Origin of the sequence: Streptomyces millisiae (genome assembly GCF_031845425.1) — a bacterium.
In the GTDB taxonomy this organism is placed as follows: Bacteria; Actinomycetota; Actinomycetes; order Streptomycetales; family Streptomycetaceae; genus Streptomyces; species Streptomyces millisiae.
The window spans coordinates 1-16,522 of record NZ_JAVREM010000096.1 but is presented as its reverse complement, the minus strand read 5'-3'; the positions used below and the strand labels follow the sequence as shown (position 1 = coordinate 16,522).

The 16,522-nt window shown below is 73.5% G+C and carries 15 protein-coding genes; 7 read left to right on the top strand and 8 right to left on the bottom strand.

The features are described 5' to 3' along the window. Window positions 1-440: 440 nt before the first annotated feature. The 5 genes from RNC47_RS33740 to RNC47_RS33720 all read left to right on the top strand — a co-directional run bounded on the left by RNC47_RS33740 (window position 441) and on the right by RNC47_RS33720 (window position 6,499). Entirely contained in the window at window positions 441-1,250 is an 810-nt protein-coding gene (locus tag RNC47_RS33740) for an ABC transporter permease (protein WP_311604406.1), read from the top strand. Window positions 1,251-1,281: 31 nt separating this feature from the next. After that, window positions 1,282-2,046 carry an ABC transporter permease gene (locus tag RNC47_RS33735; protein WP_311604409.1) on the top strand — a complete coding sequence of 255 codons (765 nt, stop codon included), beginning with the start codon at window positions 1,282-1,284 and terminating at the stop codon, window positions 2,044-2,046. Window position 2,047: 1 nt separating this feature from the next. Then, entirely contained in the window at window positions 2,048-3,046 is a 999-nt protein-coding gene (locus RNC47_RS33730; RefSeq protein WP_311604405.1) for an ABC transporter ATP-binding protein, read from the top strand. A 130-nt stretch (window positions 3,047-3,176) separates the two neighbouring features. Next, window positions 3,177-3,947: an ABC transporter ATP-binding protein gene (locus RNC47_RS33725; protein ID WP_394814943.1), complete on the top strand. Its 771-nt coding sequence runs from the start codon at window positions 3,177-3,179 to the stop codon at window positions 3,945-3,947. Beyond that, window positions 3,944-6,499 carry an ABC transporter permease gene (locus RNC47_RS33720; RefSeq protein ID WP_311604403.1) on the top strand — a complete coding sequence of 852 codons (2,556 nt, stop codon included), beginning with the start codon at window positions 3,944-3,946 and terminating at the stop codon, window positions 6,497-6,499. Before RNC47_RS33725 ends, RNC47_RS33720 begins: the two co-directional genes overlap by 4 nt. Before the next feature lie 98 nt (window positions 6,500-6,597). On the opposite strand, the gene proC is transcribed toward RNC47_RS33720, so the two are convergent. The 6 genes from proC to RNC47_RS33690 form a co-directional block, all read right to left on the bottom strand. Then, window positions 6,598-7,404 (bottom strand): pyrroline-5-carboxylate reductase, encoded by an 807-nt coding sequence (proC, locus tag RNC47_RS33715; protein ID WP_311604408.1) that lies wholly within the window; start codon window positions 7,402-7,404, stop codon window positions 6,598-6,600. Window positions 7,405-7,418: 14 nt separating this feature from the next. Further along, entirely contained in the window at window positions 7,419-7,661 is a 243-nt protein-coding gene (locus RNC47_RS33710) for a hypothetical protein (RefSeq protein WP_311604402.1), read from the bottom strand. Continuing rightward, entirely contained in the window at window positions 7,634-8,005 is a 372-nt protein-coding gene (locus RNC47_RS33705; protein ID WP_311604401.1) for a class I SAM-dependent methyltransferase, read from the bottom strand. Before RNC47_RS33705 ends, RNC47_RS33710 begins: the two co-directional genes overlap by 28 nt. 237 nt (window positions 8,006-8,242) lie before the next feature. Further along, window positions 8,243-8,530 (bottom strand): hypothetical protein, encoded by a 288-nt coding sequence (locus RNC47_RS33700; protein WP_387087553.1) that lies wholly within the window; start codon window positions 8,528-8,530, stop codon window positions 8,243-8,245. Beyond that, window positions 8,527-8,886, bottom strand: coding sequence for an ArsR/SmtB family transcription factor (locus RNC47_RS33695; RefSeq protein ID WP_311604400.1), 360 nt, complete (start codon window positions 8,884-8,886; stop codon window positions 8,527-8,529). Before RNC47_RS33695 ends, RNC47_RS33700 begins: the two co-directional genes overlap by 4 nt. A gap of 111 nt (window positions 8,887-8,997) precedes the next feature. Continuing rightward, entirely contained in the window at window positions 8,998-9,522 is a 525-nt protein-coding gene (locus RNC47_RS33690; RefSeq protein ID WP_311604399.1) for a hypothetical protein, read from the bottom strand. A gap of 165 nt (window positions 9,523-9,687) precedes the next feature. Here RNC47_RS33690 and RNC47_RS33685 point away from each other — a divergent pair, with 165 nt between their 5' ends. Then, a complete protein-coding gene (locus RNC47_RS33685; protein ID WP_311604397.1) occupies window positions 9,688-11,829 on the top strand; it encodes a serine/threonine-protein kinase in 2,142 nt (713 codons plus the stop codon). Window positions 11,830-11,855: 26 nt separating this feature from the next. On the opposite strand, the gene ilvD is transcribed toward RNC47_RS33685, so the two are convergent. Both ilvD and RNC47_RS33675 read right to left on the bottom strand, forming a co-directional pair. Then, window positions 11,856-13,697 carry a dihydroxy-acid dehydratase gene (ilvD, locus tag RNC47_RS33680; protein ID WP_311604395.1) on the bottom strand — a complete coding sequence of 614 codons (1,842 nt, stop codon included), beginning with the start codon at window positions 13,695-13,697 and terminating at the stop codon, window positions 11,856-11,858. 152 nt (window positions 13,698-13,849) lie between these two features. Continuing rightward, complete coding sequence (locus RNC47_RS33675) at window positions 13,850-14,701, bottom strand: hypothetical protein (protein WP_311604393.1); 852 nt, start codon at window positions 14,699-14,701, stop codon at window positions 13,850-13,852. A gap of 36 nt (window positions 14,702-14,737) precedes the next feature. On the opposite strand from RNC47_RS33675, the gene RNC47_RS33670 reads away from it, so the two are divergent. Continuing rightward, window positions 14,738-15,676, top strand: a complete 939-nt coding sequence (locus RNC47_RS33670) for a Ppx/GppA phosphatase family protein (RefSeq protein WP_311604392.1) — start codon at window positions 14,738-14,740, stop codon at window positions 15,674-15,676. Window positions 15,677-16,522: the final 846 nt, after the last annotated feature.

Sequence of the window (16,522 nt, the reverse complement as noted above, 5' to 3'; positions counted from 1 at the left end):
AAACTCTCCGTGAATGCTTCAAAGAAGATCATCCACGAGAACAATTTGATTCTCGCATTGATCAATCAAAAATCTGGCATTGACTTCTTGGCACACTGTTGAGTTCTCAAGGAACGGACGCTACCTTTGATTCCCTTTCGGGCCCCTCCGGGCTTCCCTTCGGTGTTCCCAACTCTACCACGTGTTTCGCGTCCGATTTTCTCGAACTCGGGCTTCGCTGGGAGCGATTGCTTCTCCCGGCCGGAACTTCCTTGTCGGAGTTCCCTTTCCGGGACAGCTCGAAGGACCTTACGGACCGGCCTCGGCGGTGTCAAGTTGAGACCGCTCGCCCCGCCAACGCCCAAGGCCGGGCGGCGGCCTGGATATTTCGGTGGCTCGGGGCGGCGGCGGCTGGCTAGGCTCACGCGGCTCGGTAGGAGAGAGGTGGGAGGGGGCGCACCATGGGCACGTCCGGGCTGTACCGGGCGGTTTCCCTCAGCAGCTTCAAGCGCTACGCGACGTACCGGGCGGCGACCGCCGCCGGCGTCTTCACCAACACGGTCTTCGGCTTCATCCTCGCCTACACCTTCGTCGCGCTCTGGGACGAGCGGCCGGGACTCGGCGGCTACGACCAGGCGCAGGCGTTGACGTTCGTCTGGGTGGGGCAGGGGCTGATCGGGGCGGTGGCCCTGCTGGGCGGCGGATTCCACGAGGAGTTGCAGGAGCGGATCCGCACCGGGGACATCGCGATCGACCTCTACCGCCCCGCGGATCTCCAACTGTGGTGGCTGGCCTCGGACCTGGGCCGGGGCGCGTTCCAGCTGCTGGGGCGCGGGATCGGGCCGATGGTCGCGGGGGCGCTGGCCTTCGAGCTCGCGCTGCCGGCGAACCCGTTGACGTGGCTGTGGTTCCTGGTGGCCGTGGTGCTCGGGATCACCGTGAGCTTCGCCCTCCGCTATCTGGCGGCGCTCGCGGCGTTCTGGCTGCTCGACGGCTCCGGCATCAACATGGTCTCCACCATCAGCTCCATCTTCTTCTCCGGGATGCTGCTGCCGTTGACCGTCTTCCCCGGCGCCTTCGGCGAGGTGGTGCGGTGGCTGCCGTGGGCGGCGATGCTCCAGGTGCCGGCGGACGTGCTGCTCGGCCGGCACGCCGGGGTGGGGGTCGTCGGGGCCTTCGCGTTCTCGGCGGCCTGGGCGCTGGTGTTGCTGCTGTTGGGGCGGGCGTTGCAGGCGGCGGCGACGCGCAGGGTGGTGGCGCAGGGTGGTTGACGCGTTGCGGGCCTACGGGCTGATCGTGGCGATGTGGGTGCGGTCGACGATGACGTACCGCACGTCGTTCGTGCTGGTGACGTTGGGCAGTGCGGGCATCTCGCTGCTGGACTTCGTCGCCGTGCTGATCATGTTCGCCCATGTGGACGCCCTCGGTGGCTTCTCGGTGGGCGAGGTCGGCCTGCTCTACGGCACGTCGAGCCTGTCGCTGTCGTTGGCGCAGCTGGTGATGGGGCCGATGGAGCGGCTCGGGTCGCGGATCAGGGACGGGTCGCTGGACGCGATGCTGGTGCGTCCGGTGCCGCTCTTCCTGCAGGTGGCGGCCGACCGGTTCGCGCTGCGGCGGCTCGGGCGGGCGTTGCAGGGCGGCGGGGTGCTGGGGTGGGCGTTGGCGTCGCTCGAACTCGACTGGTCGCCGGGGCGGGTGCTGCTGCTGGTGATGATGGTGCTCTGCGGTGCGGTGATCTTCGGGGCGCTCTTCACGCTGGGCGGGGTGTTCCAGTTCTGGGCGCAGGACGCGTCGGAGGTGCAGGCGGCGTTCACGTACGGGGGGAACGCGCTGTTGCAGTACCCGCCGACGATCTTCGGGCGGGAGCTGGTGCAGGGGGTGACGTTCGTGGTGCCGCTGGCGTTCGTCAACTGGCTGCCGGCGTTGCGGTTGTTGGGGCGGGAGGATCCGTTGGGGCTGCCGGGCTGGGTGGACTTCCTGTCGCCGGTGGTGGCGGCGGCGCTGTGCGGGATCGCGGCGGTGGCGTGGCGGGCGGGCGTGCGGAGCTATCGGAGTACGGGGAGCTGAGATGACCGACATGGCCGGGCCGGATGACGTGCTGGTCGAACTCGACGGTGTGGAGAAGGTGTTCCAGGTGCGGCGGCGGGTGGGGCGGCTGCGCAGGACGCGGGAGGAGGTGCGCGCGGTCGACGGGATCTCGTTCCGGGTGGCGCGGGGCGAGATGGTGGGCTATATCGGGCCGAACGGGGCCGGGAAGTCGACCACGATCAAGATGTTGACGGGGATCCTGACGCCGAGCGGGGGCCGGCTGCGGGTGGCGGGGATCGATCCGTCGCGGGAGCGGACGCGGCTGGCGCGGCGGATCGGGGTGGTGTTCGGGCAGCGGACGACGCTGTGGTGGGATCTGCCGCTGCGTGACTCGTACGCGTTGGTGCGGCGGATGTACCGGGTGCCCGAGGCGCGGTTCAGGGCGAACCTGGAGCGGTGCGTCGAACTGCTGGACCTGGGGGCGTTGTTGGACGTTCCGGTGCGGCAGCTGTCGCTCGGGCAGCGGATGCGGGGGGACATCGCGGCGGCGCTGTTGCACGACCCCGAGGTGCTGTACCTGGACGAGCCGACGATCGGGCTCGACGTGATCAGCAAGGCGAAGGTGCGGACGTTTCTGCGGGATCTGAACGTGGAGCGGCGGACGACGGTGTTGCTGACCACCCACGACCTGACCGACATCGAGCAGTTGTGTTCGCGGGTGATGGTGATCGACCACGGTCGGCTGATGTACGACGGGGCGCTCGCGGGCCTGCACGAGGTGGGCGAGAGCGAGCGGACGCTGGTGGTGGACCTGGAGCGTGAGCTGCCGCCGATCGAGGTAGCGGGGGCGCGGACGGTGCGGGTGGAGGGGCCCCGGCAGTGGCTGGCGTTCCCGGCGTCGGCGAGCGCGGCGCCGCTGGTGTCGGCGGTGGCGGCCGGGTATCCGCTGGTCGACCTGTCGGTGCGGGAGCCGGACATCGAGGACGTGATCGCGCGGATGTACGCGCTGGGGTCAACGGGAGCGGAGAGGGTGGGGTAGTCCCCACCCCGGATACGGACGTGTGCACCATCGTGCCGGTGCCCTGCTGAACGGCACTGTTTCTGCGTACCCGACAGAGCAGTGTGAGTTGTTCCAGCAGAGGAGACCGACCGTGGCAACGGCTGTACCGATTCCTTCCGCGGGGCGCGTCGCGGCCCGCGGCGCCGTGGCCGCGCGGGCCGAGGGTGTCGTCAAGGCGTACGGCGCCGGGGAGACGCGGGTGGTGGCGCTCGACCGCGTCACCATCGACGTCCGGCGGGGTGAGTTCACCGCGATCATGGGGCCTTCGGGGTCCGGCAAGTCGACGTTGATGCACTGTCTGGCGGGTCTGGACACGGTGACCAGCGGACGGATCTGGATCGGGTCGACGGAGATCACGGGCCTTAAGGACAAAAAGCTCACACAGCTGCGGCGGGACCATATCGGCTTCATCTTCCAGGCGTTCAACCTGCTGCCGACGCTGAACGCGATCGAGAACATCACGCTGCCGATGGACATAGCCGGGCGCAAGCCCGACAAGGACTGGCTGGACCGGGTCGTGTCCACCGTCGGCCTGCGCGACCGTCTCAGGCACCGCCCCAACCAGCTCTCCGGCGGCCAGCAGCAGCGCGTCGCCGTCGCCCGCGCCCTCGCCGCCCGACCCGAGATCATCTTCGGCGACGAACCCACCGGCAACCTCGACTCCCGCGCCGGCGCCGAAGTCCTCGGCTTCCTGCGCCGCTCCGTCGACGACCTCGGCCAGACCATCGTCATGGTCACCCACGACCCCGTGGCGGCGGGGTACGCGGACCGGGTGCTGTACCTGGCGGACGGGCGCGTGGTGGACGACATGGCCGAGCCCACCGCCGAGCTGGTGCTGGACCGGATGCGGCGCTTCGACGCGCGCGGGAGGGTGTCGTGACCGTCCTGCGGATCTCGCTGCGGAGTTTCTTCGCGCACAAGGGCCGGATGGTCCTGTCCGGGATGGCGATCGTGCTGTCGGTCGCGTTTGTCTGCGGCACGCTGGTGTTCACCGGGACGCTGAACTCGACCTTCGACCGCTTCTTCGGATCGCTGACCTCGGACGTCCGGGTCGCGCCGGTGGCGGAGGAGCACGCGCAGGAGACGGGCCGCCCGGACACCATCGCGGCGGACGTGGCCGACCGGGTGCGGGCGGTCGACGGGGTGGCTGCGGCCGACGGCCAGGTGATGACGGAGCACCTGACGCTGGTGGACGCCGGGGGCGAGCAGATCGACGGGTCGGGCGGCCCGACGTTCGGCGCCGACTGGGGGCCGGCGATCCAGCGTTCCATGGACCTGGCCGAGGGCCGGGCGCCGTCGGGCCCCGGGGAGGCGCTGCTCGACGCGGACACCGCGGAGCGGCAGGGCGTGGCGATCGGCGACCGGTTGGACATCGTCGCGGTGCCCGGCCGGGTGACGGTCGAGGTGACGGGTCTCGCGTCGTTCCGGGACACCAACCCGGGCGCGGCGTTCGTGCTGCTCGACCCGGCGGCGGCGGCCGAGCGGCTGCTCGGCGCGGCGGACGAGATCAGCACGGTCGAGGTGGTGGCCGCGGACGGCGTGTCCGACGACGAGCTGCGGGAGCGGATCGTGGCGGCGCTCGGGGACGGCTACGACGTGGAGACACGGGCCGAGGGCGAGCAGGCGCTGCGCGACGAGGTCGGCTTCCTCGGCGTGGTGCGGTACGCGATGCTGGGCTTCGCGGGGATCGCGGTGCTGGTCGGGATCTTCCTGATCGTCAACACCTTCTCCATGCTGGTCGCCCAGCGCACCCGCGAGATCGGCCTGATGCGGGCCATCGGCTCCAGCCGCCGCCAGGTCAACCGCTCGGTGCTGACCGAGGCGCTGCTGCTGGGCGTGGTCGGCTCGGTGCTGGGCATCGGGGCGGGGATCGGCCTGGCGGTCGGCCTGATGGCGTTGATGGACGCGGCGGGCGTCACCATGGACACCTCGCGGCTCACGGTGACGGCCGCGGTGCCGGTGGCGGGGCTCGCGGTGGGCGTGGTGACGACGCTGGTCGCCGCGTGGCTGCCGGCGCGGCGGGCCGGGCGGGTGTCGCCGATGGCGGCGCTGCGGGAGGCCGGCACGCCGGGCGACGGGCGGGCCGGCCGGGTGCGGGCGGCGCTCGGGCTGCTGCTGAGCGGGGCGGGCGCGGCGGCGCTGGTCGCGGCGGCCAACTCGGACGAGGCGTCCGGGGGTTCGGCGCTGCTGGGGCTCGGGCTGCTGGCGACGCTGGTGGGCGCGGTGGTGGTGGCGCCGCTGCTGGCGAGCGTGGTGGTGCGGGCGGTGAGCGCGGTGGTGCTGCGGGCCTTCGGCCCGGTGGGCCGGATGGCCGGCCGCAACGCGCTGCGCAACCCGCGGCGCACCGGGGCCACGGCGGGCGCGCTGATGATCGGTCTTGCGCTGGTGGGCGGTCTCGGGGTGGTCGGCTCCTCCGTGGTGGCCTCGGCCTCCGACCAGCTCGACCGGTCGGTGGGCGCGGACTTCATCGTCGACTCGTCCTCGTCGCAGGCGTTCACGCCGGACGCGGTGCGGGCGGTCCGGGAGACGCCCGGGCTCGGGCACGTGACCGAGCTGACGTCGGTGAGCGTGGAGTTGACGACCGCGGACGGGGGAAGCTCGGCGCAGGAGCTGGTGGCGGCCGACCCGACGTACGCGGACGACCTGCGGACCGAGACGCTGTCGGGCGAGCTGGCGGCGGCGTACGAGCCGGACCACCTGTCGGTGCCGGAGTCGTTCGCGACGGAGCACGGTCTCGCCGTGGGCGACGAGCTGACGGCGCGGTTCGTGGGCGGCGAGACGGTGCCGTTGACGCTGGCCGCGATCACCTCGGAGGACACGGTCCTCGACCAGGGCGCGATGTACCTGGCGCTCGACACGGCGCGGGCCCACCTGCCGGCTGAGCGGATGCCGTCGACCACGACGCTGTTCGCCACGGCAGACGACGGCGCGGAGGACGCGGCGTACGCGGCGCTCCAGGAGAGCCTGCGGGAGTTCCCGATGTACGAGGTGAACAACCAGGCCGACTACAAGCAGCTGCTGGAGGACGAGATCGGCGCGCTGCTGAACATCGTCTACGGGCTGCTGGCGCTGGCGATCGTGGTGGCGATCCTGGGCGTGGTGAACACGCTGACGCTGTCGGTGGTGGAGCGCACCCGCGAGATCGGCCTGATGCGGGCCATCGGCCTCTCGCGCCGGCAACTGCGGCGGATGATCCGCCTGGAGTCGGTGGTGATCGCGGTCTTCGGCGCGGTGCTCGGGCTCGGGCTCGGCCTGGCCTGGGGCGTGACGGCGCAGCGGGTGTTGGCGCTCGAGGGCTTCGACGTGCTGGAGATTCCCTGGCCGACGCTCCTGACGGTCCTGGCCGCGTCGGCGGTGGTGGGCCTCGTCGCGGCCCTCCTCCCCGCGTTCCGCGCGGGGCGCCTGCCGGTGCTGCGGGCGATCGCGACGTAACCGGACGTGGCCGTCCTACTCGGCCCGGCCGCAGGACGGGTACGCGCCGCGGGTGGGTGGGGGAAGAACCCGGCGTCAGGCCAGCAGCCGCGGGGTGCTCAGGCCGGCCCGGCCAGGGCTCGGCTGCGGTCGCGGGCGGCCTCGATCGCCGCGATCAGCGCGGCCCGTACGCCGTGGTTCTCCAGCTCGCGGATCGCGCTGATCGTCGTGCCGCCGGGCGACGTCACCGCCTCCCGCAGCGTCACCGGGTGTTCGCCGCTGTCCCGCAGCATCACCGACGCGCCGATCGCGGCCTGGACGATCAGCTCGTGTGCCTTGTCGCGCGGCAGGCCGAGCAGGATGCCGGCGTCCGTCATGGCCTCGACGAGGTAGTAGAAGTAGGCGGGGCCCGAGCCGGAGAGCGCGGTCGCCGCGTCCTGCTGGGACTCGGGGAGCCGCATGGTGCGGCCGACGCCGCCGAAGATCTCCTCGGCGTGTGCCAGGTCGGCGTCGGTCGCGTGGCGGCCGGCGGAGATCACCGACATGGCCTCGTCGACGAGGGCCGGGGTGTTCGGCATGACGCGGACCACGGCCGTGCCCTCGCTCAGCCGGGACTCCACGAAGGCCGTGGTGATGCCGGCGGCGGCGGAGATGACGAGGCGGTCGGCGGTGGCGTGCGGGGCCAGTTCGTCGAGCAGGGCGCCCATGTCCTGCGGCTTGACGGCCAGGATGAGGGTGTCGGCCGTCTTGGCGGCCTCGGCGGTGTCGACGACCTCGATGCCGTGGCGCTCGCGCAGCGCCGCGGCGCGCTCGGGGCGGCGGACCGTGGCCAGCAGGGTGGCCGGCGGGCGGCCGGACCGCAGCAGGCCGCCGAGGAGCGCCTCGCCGATCTTGCCGGCGCCCAGGACCGCGATCTTGTGGGTGATGGTGCTCATACCGCTCATCCTCGCACCCGGGCCACCGTCAGGCGGACGGTGTAGCTCTCCCGGACCTGGCCCTCCGGGAACTCCCGTTCGAGGAGGGCGCGTTCGTCGTCGATCAACGCCCTGGACGCCTCCGGGCCGAGGACGGCGAAGAAGGAGTGGGTGGCGAGGTTGGCGAGGTGCGCGGCGAGCGGCAGGACGCGGCTCCAGCCGACCTCGCGGTAGGCGGTGGTCAGGGCCGGGTCCAGGGCGGCGAGCACGCGGGGCGCGTCGGCGGAGACGTCGCCGCGGTGGTACATGGGGAGCCGGGCGCGCAGTCGGTGTTCCTGTCGCGCTGCCACGGGACGGCCCGGTCCGGCACGTTCCACCACAGGGCGAGCGCGCCGCCGGGGCGCAGCACCCGGCGGGCCTCGGGGACGGCCCGGGTGGGGTCGGTCCAGTGGAACGCCTGGGCGTAGGTGACGAGGTCGAACGCGCCGGCGGTGAACGGCAGCGCGTTGCCGTCGGCGCGCACCAGGCGGACGGCCGGGAGGCGGGCGCGGAGCTGTCCCGCCATGCCGGGGCCCGGCTCGGCGGCGGTGACGGTGGCGCCGCGCCGCAGCATGGATGGGGGCACCTCCCAGCGTTAGCTGGGGGAGGGTGCCGAGGCCGGTGCCGGCTCCGACGTCGAGGACGTGGGCGCCGGCGAGCGGGCGGTCGGCGAGCTCCTCGATCGCGTCGTAGAGGGCGGCCGGGTAGTCGGGGCGGGCCGTGGCGTACTCGGCGGCGACGCTGTTGAAGGAGGTGGCGAACTCGCGGGAGCCGAATCCGGGATGGGTGCTCATGGTCCGGTGTTTCCCGCTCAGTCGAGCTCGCGCATCATCCGCTCCATCGACGCGACCGAGCGGCGGGTCTCGGTCAGTTCGTCGGTGTAGCGGCGGAGTATCTCGGTGTTGTCCTCCAGCAGTTCGGCGTACTTGCGGGCGAGCCGCTTGTACTCGTCCTCGCGGCCGGCGAGCATGCGGGCGCGCCAGCTGGCGGCGACCTGCCAGACGACGACGATCATCAGCGCGAAGATCCCGGCCGTGCCGAGTCCCGCGGCCCAGACGCCGGCCGGGTCGTCGGCCAGGGTCACCGGTGAGTCGTTCACTGTGCTTCCTCTTCCTGTTTCCGCTTCGCCGACTCCGGCTCCTCCTCCGGTCGCAGGGACTCGGCGGCGTCGGTGATGGTCCGCGGGGTCAGTTCGTAGAGGAACGGCGCGACCTCGAAGTACCGCATGGCCTTGCCGTCCTCGGACAGTTCGAGGGTGCCGGTGACGAGGCCGGCGGCCTCGAGCCGCTGGAGGTGCATGTGGAGCAGCGGGCGGCTCATGCCGATCTCGCGGGCCAGGCGGCTGACGTAGTTCCGCTCGGCGGTGAGCGCGGCGATGATCCGCATCCGCTGGGGGTGGCCGAGGGCGGACAGCACCTTGAGCAGCCGCTCGCCGGCCGGCGTCGGGTCGTTCATCGAGAGGTCCTCTCGCCGTTCCCACTGTGCGGCGCCCAGCCTCTCAGCGCGACGACCACCTGTCAATCAAAACTGACACATGTCAGGGCCACCCCTGAGGGCGTCTCGGGGTCAGCGGCGGCGCCGGCCCTGACCGCGGCGGGCCGGGTTGCCGGAGCGCTTGACGGTCAGCCGCCGGTGCCGCTCCAGCGCCGCCTCGTGGTCGGCGCGCAGCAGCCCCTCGCCCGGCGCCTCGACGAGCGAGCGCAGCGCGTAGGCCAGCAGCACGCCGACGAAGCCGACGAACATGATGCTGCGGAACGCCGACTCGTCGACGGCGTCGACGCGGCGCGGCCTGGTGTAGCCGGCCCAGGCCCGGGTGAAGGCGATCGCGGTGCACAGCAGCAGCGCCAGCAGCACGAGCGAGCTCAGCCAGGCGGGGGATCCGGCGGCGACTCCGGCGTAGAGGATCCACAGCGCCAGCGCGCCGGCCACCGTCAGCAGGGTCGCGGCGGCGGTGAGCAGCACGCGGCGCGGCGCGTAGCCACGTGACCTGTCGACCCAGCGGGTGCCGTAGAAGCGGATCGGCTCCGGCAGTGGGGCGTCGGCTTCGCGGTCGGTGACGGACGATGAGGGCTTGGGGGCAGAAGTGGACATGCGGTCGATTATGGCCGCAGCCGGGTGGCCGCCGCCGGGCCTGTCCCCGGCACCGCGGCCCGGGCGCTCGCCGCGAGCTCGCGGCGAGCTCGCGAAGGTCCGGAAGACGGGCCCGGGCCCCAGTACGCTGTTGCCGGCAATCGCGGGCCTACCGGGGGAGCTGCCATGAGTGACAACCACGGTGCGGCGCCGGAGCGGCTCGGCGAGTACGTGCTGGAGCGGCGGCTCGGCAGCGGCGGGATGGGCGTGGTCTACCTGGCCAGGACGGTCGCCGGCCGGCAGCTCGCGGTCAAGGTGATCCGCCGCGAGTACGCGGAGGACGCCGGCTTCCGCGCCCGTTTCCGGCGCGAGGTGGCGGCGGCGAGGCGGGTGAGCGGCGCCTTCACCGCGCCCGTGGTGGACGCCGATCCGGAGGGCGACCCGCCGTGGCTGGCCACCCTCTACGTGCCGGGCGGCTCGCTGGCCGACCGCGTCGCCCGGGAGGGCCCGCTGCCGGCGCGCGAGGCGGCCCGGGTGGGCGCCCAGTTGGCCGAGGCGCTGACCGAGATCCACGGCCACGGCCTGGTGCACCGCGACCTGAAGCCGGGCAACGTGCTGCTGGCCGAGGACGGGGTGCGGGTGATCGACTTCGGGATCAGCCGGGCGCTGAGCGACAGTCACCGGCTGACCGAGGACGGCGCGGTGCTCGGCTCGCCGCCGTTCATGGCGCCCGAGCAGCTGACCGGCGGCGCCGAGGTGACGACCGCGGCCGACGTGTTCGCGCTCGGCGCGGTGGTGGCGTTCGCAGCCACCGGCCACAGCCCGTTCGAGGCGGGCGGGCTGCCGGGCGGCGACCCGCTCGCGGTGGCGTACCGGGTGGTGCACGAGGAGCCCGAGCTCGGCGACCTGCCGCCGGCGCTGCGCGACCTGGTCTCGCTCTGCCTGGCCAAGGACCCGGAGCGGCGGCCCGCGGTGGCCTCGCTGCTGCGGATGGCGTCGTTCGCCGACACCCGCGCCCAGGCGGCGGTGGTGCGCGAGTCGACGAACTGGCAGGCGCGGCGCGCCCCGGACGAGGGCGCGGCCCCGGGCGGCGCGACGGCGCTCGGCTCGCGGCGGCGGGCGCGGCGCCGTCTCGCGGTGGGCGCGGCGGTCCTCGCGGTGCTCGCGGCCAGCGGCACCGGCGTGTTCCTGGCGGCCTCCTCCGGCGACGCGGAGGCCGGTCGCGACCGGGACGACGGGAACGTGCCGGAGCCGACCGGGCCGACCGCCGAGCCGTTCGTGCCCTGGGAGCTCGACTGGCGGGACCTCGGCGTGCGGGACGCGGCGACGAGCGGGGTGGCGTGCGCCCCGGTCGACGCCGACCTGCTGTGCTCCGCGGGTTCCGAACTCACGGTGCTGTTCGCGCCGGACGGCACCGAGCTCTGGCGCCACCACCCGCCGCGCGACTCGGCCGTGGCGCCGCGCGCCGTCACGGCCGACGGCGTCGTCTACACCCAGTCCGACAAGGGCGTGGTCGCGCTCGACCGGGCGGGCGAGACGCTGTGGGAGATCGACGCGCCCGAGCTGACCGGGGCGCTGGGCACCACCGACGACACCCTGGTGGTGCAGAACGGCGACAGCACGCTGCGCTTCTACGCCCTCGCCACCCCGGACCCGGTGGGCTCCTGGGAGGTGCCGGGCCGCTACCTCACGGACGTGCTGACCTCGGCCGAGCACGTGCTGGCGCTCAGCCGCGCCGAGTCCGACGGCTCCGACCTCCAGGTGGCGCTGCTCGACGGCACGGGGCGCGAGCAGTGGCCGCTGCCGGTTGGGCAGCCGGCGGAGTCGGCCGGGCTGGTCGAGCCGGTCGGCATCGACGCGGAGGCGGCCTACTTCGAGGAGTGGGACCCGGACGTGCCGGTGGTCAGCGCGCTGCTCAGGCTCGACCTGGCGGACGGCACCTGGACCCGCACCGTGCTGGAGGCGGCCGCCGAGCCGCGCACGGTGGTGGCGGACGGCGTCGGCTACGCCACCGACACGGCCGGCGGCGTCACGGCCGTCGACCTGGCGGCGGGCGAGACGCTGTGGTCGGTCGACCTGGACGCGGAGAACACCTCGGCCCCCACCGTCGCCGGCGACGCGCTGTACTTCTCGGACGGCGAGGGCCGGCTGCACCGGGTGGCGCTCGCGGACGGGGCGCCGCTGGCCGTGGGCGAGCCGCACCCGGGGACGCCGGGCGCCGGCAGCGACGCCTGGGCGCCGCCGCCGGTGGTCACGGACGACGGGGTGGCCTATGTGGTGACGCTCGGCAACACGCTCTACGCCACCCGCGTCGAGGACCTCGGCTGACGGCCGAAGCCCCCGGCCCTCAGCCCTCAGCCCTCCAGCTTGGTGACGTCCCGCACGGCGCCCTTGTCGGCGCTGGTGGCCATGGCGGCGTAGGCGCGCAGCGCGACCGAGACCTTGCGGTCACGGCCGACCGGCGCGTACCGGCCGTCCAGCTCGGCGCGGCGGGCGGCCAGCTCCTCGTCGGGGACCAGCAGCTCGATGGCGCGGTTCGGGATGTCGATCCTGATCCGGTCGCCGTCCCGCACCAGCGCGATGGTGCCGCCGGCCGCGGCCTCCGGGGAGCAGTGGCCGATGGACAGTCCCGAGGTGCCGCCGGAGAACCGGCCGTCGGTGATCAGCGCGCACTTCTTGCCCAGGCCCCGGCCCTTGAGGAACGAGGTGGGGTGCAGCATCTCCTGCATGCCGGGGCCGCCGCGCGGGCCCTCGTAGCGGACGACGACCACGTCGCCCTCCTTGACCCGCTTGGTGAGGATGGCGGAGACGGCGTCCTCCTGGGAGTCGACCACCACGGCCGGGCCCTCGAAGGTCCAGATCGACTCGTCGACGCCGGCGGTCTTCACCACGCTGCCGTCCTCGGCGAGGTTGCCGTAGAGCACGGCCAGGCCGCCCTCGGCGGAGTAGGCGTGCGCGACGTCCCTGATGCAGCCGTTCTCGGCGTCGGTGTCGAGGGTCTCCCAGCGCTCGGACTGCGAGAAGGCGCTGGCCGAGCGGCGGCCGCCGGGGGCGGCGTGGAACAGCTCGACCGCCTCGGGGGACGGGGAGCCGCCGCGGATGTCCCAGCTCTTGAGCCAGTCGGCGAGCGACGGGCTGTGCACGGTGTGCACGTCCTCGCGGAGCAGGCCGCCCCGGTACAGCTCGCCCAGGATCGCCGGGATGCCGCCGGCCCGGTGCACGTCCTCCATGTAGTAGTTGCCGTTGGGCGCCACCTTGGACAGGCAGGGCAGCCGGCGGGAGATCGCGTCGATGTCCCTGAGGCCGAAGTCGAGGCCGGCCTCCTGGGCGGCGGCCAGCAGGTGCAGCACGGTGTTGGTCGAGCCGCCCATGGCGATGTCGAGGGCCATCGCGTTCTCGAACGCGGCGCGCGAGCCGATCGCGCGGGGCAGCACGGTCGCGTCGTCCTCGTCGTAGAACCGCCTGGTGATCTCGACGACGGTGCGGCCGGCGTCCTCGTAGAGCGCGCGGCGGGCGGTGTGGGTGGCGAGGACCGAGCCGTTGCCCGGGAGGGCCAGGCCGAGGGCCTCGACCAGGCAGTTCATCGAGTTGGCCGTGAACATGCCGGAACAGGAGCCGCAGGTCGGGCAGGCGTTGTCCTCGATGCGGCGGATGTCCTCGTCCGAGACGGCGTCGTTCGCGGCGTCGGCGATGGCGTTGACCAGGTCGAGCTTGCGGACGGTGCCGTCGACCAGGGTCGTCACGCCGGCCTCCATCGGGCCGCCGGAGACGAAGACCGTCGGGATGTTGAGCCGCATCGCGGCCATCAGCATGCCGGGGGTGATCTTGTCGCAGTTGGAGATGCAGATCAGCGCGTCCGCGCAGTGCGCCTCGACCATGTACTCGACGGAGTCGGCGATCAGGTCCCGGGACGGCAGCGAGTACAGCATGCCGCCGTGGCCCATGGCGATGCCGTCGTCCACGGCGATGGTGTTGAACTCGCGGGGGATGCCGCCGGCCGCCGTGATCGCCTCGGAGACGATCCGGCCGACGGGCTGGAGGTGGGTGTGGCCGGGCACGAACTCGGTGAAGCTGTTGGCCACGGCGATGATCGGCTTCCCGAAGTCCGCTCGGTCTACGCCGGCGGCCTGGAGCAGGGAGCGGGCACCCGCTGCGTTACGGCCGTGGGTGACGGTGCGGGACCTCAGTGTCGCCATCTCTGTATCTCCTGCCTTTCCCCCGCGGGGCGATACGACCGCCCCGCCGGGCCGATACGACTCCCACCGAGGTTACGCCCCCCGCCCGCGTTCTGGGACAGGGATTCCGCGACCCGAGACGCGGCCCCCGCGTGGGCGGGGGCCGCCCCGGGTCAGGCGGTGGGCGAGGGGTCGGCCGGGTGCGGGGCGAGGAGCGGCAGCAGGGGCCGCCGGTCGGCGGTCAGCGCCGCCAGCCGCGTCTCGCAGTGGGAGACCAGCACCTCGTACCCCTCCTTCCCCATCATCTCGGTCAGCTCGGGCCGGTACGTCACGTACAGCGGCTCGGCCGCCCCGTGCGCCGCCGGCGCCCCGGTGCACCACCAGTGCAGGTCGTGGCCGCCGGGGCCCCAGCCGCGCCGGTCGTACTCGCCGATCGAGACGTACAGCACCTGCTCGCCGTCCGGCCGGTCCACCCACTCGTAGGTCCGCCGCACCGGCAGCTGCCAGCACACGTCCGGCTTGGTCTCCAGCGGCTCGCGCCCCTCCCCCAGCGCCAGCGTGTGCAGCGCGCACCCCTCTCCCCCCGGGAACCCGGGCCGGTTCAGGAAGACGCACGCGCCGTCGATCCGCCGGGTGCGCCGCTCGCCGTCCTCGTCCTTCTCGACCCAGCCGTCCGCCGAGGTGCCCTCCGCGTGGTACTGCCAGGTCTCCGGGGTCAGGCGCGCCATGTGCTCGCCGACCCGCCGCTCGTCGTCCTCGTCGGAGAAGTGCGCACCGAGGGTGCAGCAGCCGTCCGCCGCGCGGCCGGCCTCTATCCCCTGACAGCCCCTGCCGAAGACGCACTGCCAGCGCGACGTGAGCCACGTCAGGTCGCATCGGAACACCTGCTCGGGGTCGGCCGGGTCGCGGAACTCGACCCACGCCCTGGAGTGATCGAGGTCGACCTCGTCACCTGCCGCGCGCCGCCGCGCCCCGTCGAGCTTCCTGACGGTTCTGCCCGGCTTCGCCCTCTTCGTCTTCGCCACACAGTCAGGGTAAGGGGGACGGTAGCGTTGACCCCCATGAGGCTCGGAGTTCTCGACGTCGGTTCCAACACGGTTCACCTCCTGGTGGTTGACGCGCATCCCGGTGCCCGGCCGCTCCCGGCCTACTCCCACAAGGCGGAGCTGCGTCTCGCCGAACTGCTGGACGCGCGCGGCGCGATCGGCCAGGACGGCGTCGACCGGCTGGTCGCCACCGTCCGGGAGGCGCTGGAGGTCGCCGAGGACCAGGGCGTCGCCGACCTGCTGCCGTTCGCGACCTCGGCGGTGCGGGAGGCGAGCAACGCCGACTCGGTGCTGGCGCGGGTCGCCGACGAGACGGGCGTCACGCTCCAGGTGCTGTCCGGCGCGGACGAGGCGCGGCTGACGTTCCTGGCGGCGCGGCGCTGGCTGGGCTGGTCGGCGGGGCGGCTGCTGATGTTCGACATCGGCGGCGGCTCGTTGGAGATCGCGCTGGGCCTCGACGAGGAGCCGGACGCGGCGGTCTCCCTGCCGTTGGGCGCGGGGCGGCTGACGGCCGCCAGGCTGCCGGGCGACCCGCCCACGCCGGCCGACGTCCGGAGCCTGCGGCGCGACGTGCGGTCCCAAGTGGCGCGAGTGGTCGGCGACTTCACCCGCTTCGGCGCGGCCGACCGGGTGGTGGCCACGTCCAAGACCTTCAAACAGCTGGCCAGGATCGCCGGCGCGGCCCGCACCTCGGAGGGCCTCTACGTGCGCCGCGACCTCAGCCGCGAGGACCTCAGGACGTGGGGCCAGAAGCTGGCCGAACTCCCGGTGCGGGACCGCCAACAACTCCCCGGCGTCTCGGAGGGCCGCGCCCACCAACTCCTCGCCGGCGCGGTGGTCGCCGAGGCGGCGATGGACCTGTTCGGCGTCGAGACCCTCGAAATCTGCCCGTGGGCACTCCGCGAGGGCGTCATCCTCCGCCGCCTCGACCGCATGCGGGACGCTGCGCGCTAGGCCTTCGGCCGGGCTCGGTTACGGGGCTCCGTCCGGCCCTCCGGGCCGGGGCGGTGGGCCTGCGGCGCGCGCCTTCGGCGCGGGTGGGCCCTCCGGGCCGGGGAGTTGTTCCGAAGCGCCGGACGGGCCCGCGGCGCCGCGAGACGACGCGACCGGCCGCCAAGGCGGGCCGGGCCCACCGGGCCGGACGGAGCCGCCCACGCGACCCGACGGCTGCCGCCGGGCAGGCCCACCGGTGCCGTAGGGGCACCGCAGGGCCGGACGGGCCCCACGCCAAGGCAGTGCGACGGCCGCCAAGGCGGAGCCGGGTGCAGCCGGGCACGCTCCTGGCCACACACGGCCGTGCGCAGCCGGTGCGGAGCACCGGACCGAGGTCCGGCCCCCAGGGCCGGGCGGGCCGCACCCCGTGTGGGCCCCGCCAGCCCACAGGGCGAGGCGGCACGACGGCCACGTCGCCCGCGCGGCGCGAGGGCCGCCAAGGCGGGGCTGTCCGCCGCCAGGCAGGCCCCGGGCCCGCAGGGCCGCGCAGGTCCCACCCCCGCGAGGGCCCGACAGCCCACACGGCGAGGCGGCGCGACGGCCACGTCGCACCGTGGTCGGCTCACGGCCGTCGACACGACCGGTGCGGAGCACCGGCGCGCAGGGCCGGGCGGGCCCCACCCCCGTGTGGGCCCGCCCGCGTCACGTCGCAAGCCGGCGCGACGGCCACGTCGCCTACGCCTAGGTGTATTGATCACGAGCGTTGTTGACACTCGTTGGGGCTTGATCATGGCGAAGACCTCCGATGTGGTGGAGCTGTCTAGGACTGCACCGCATGGAGGTCTTCGTGTCCCACCGTAATGCCCG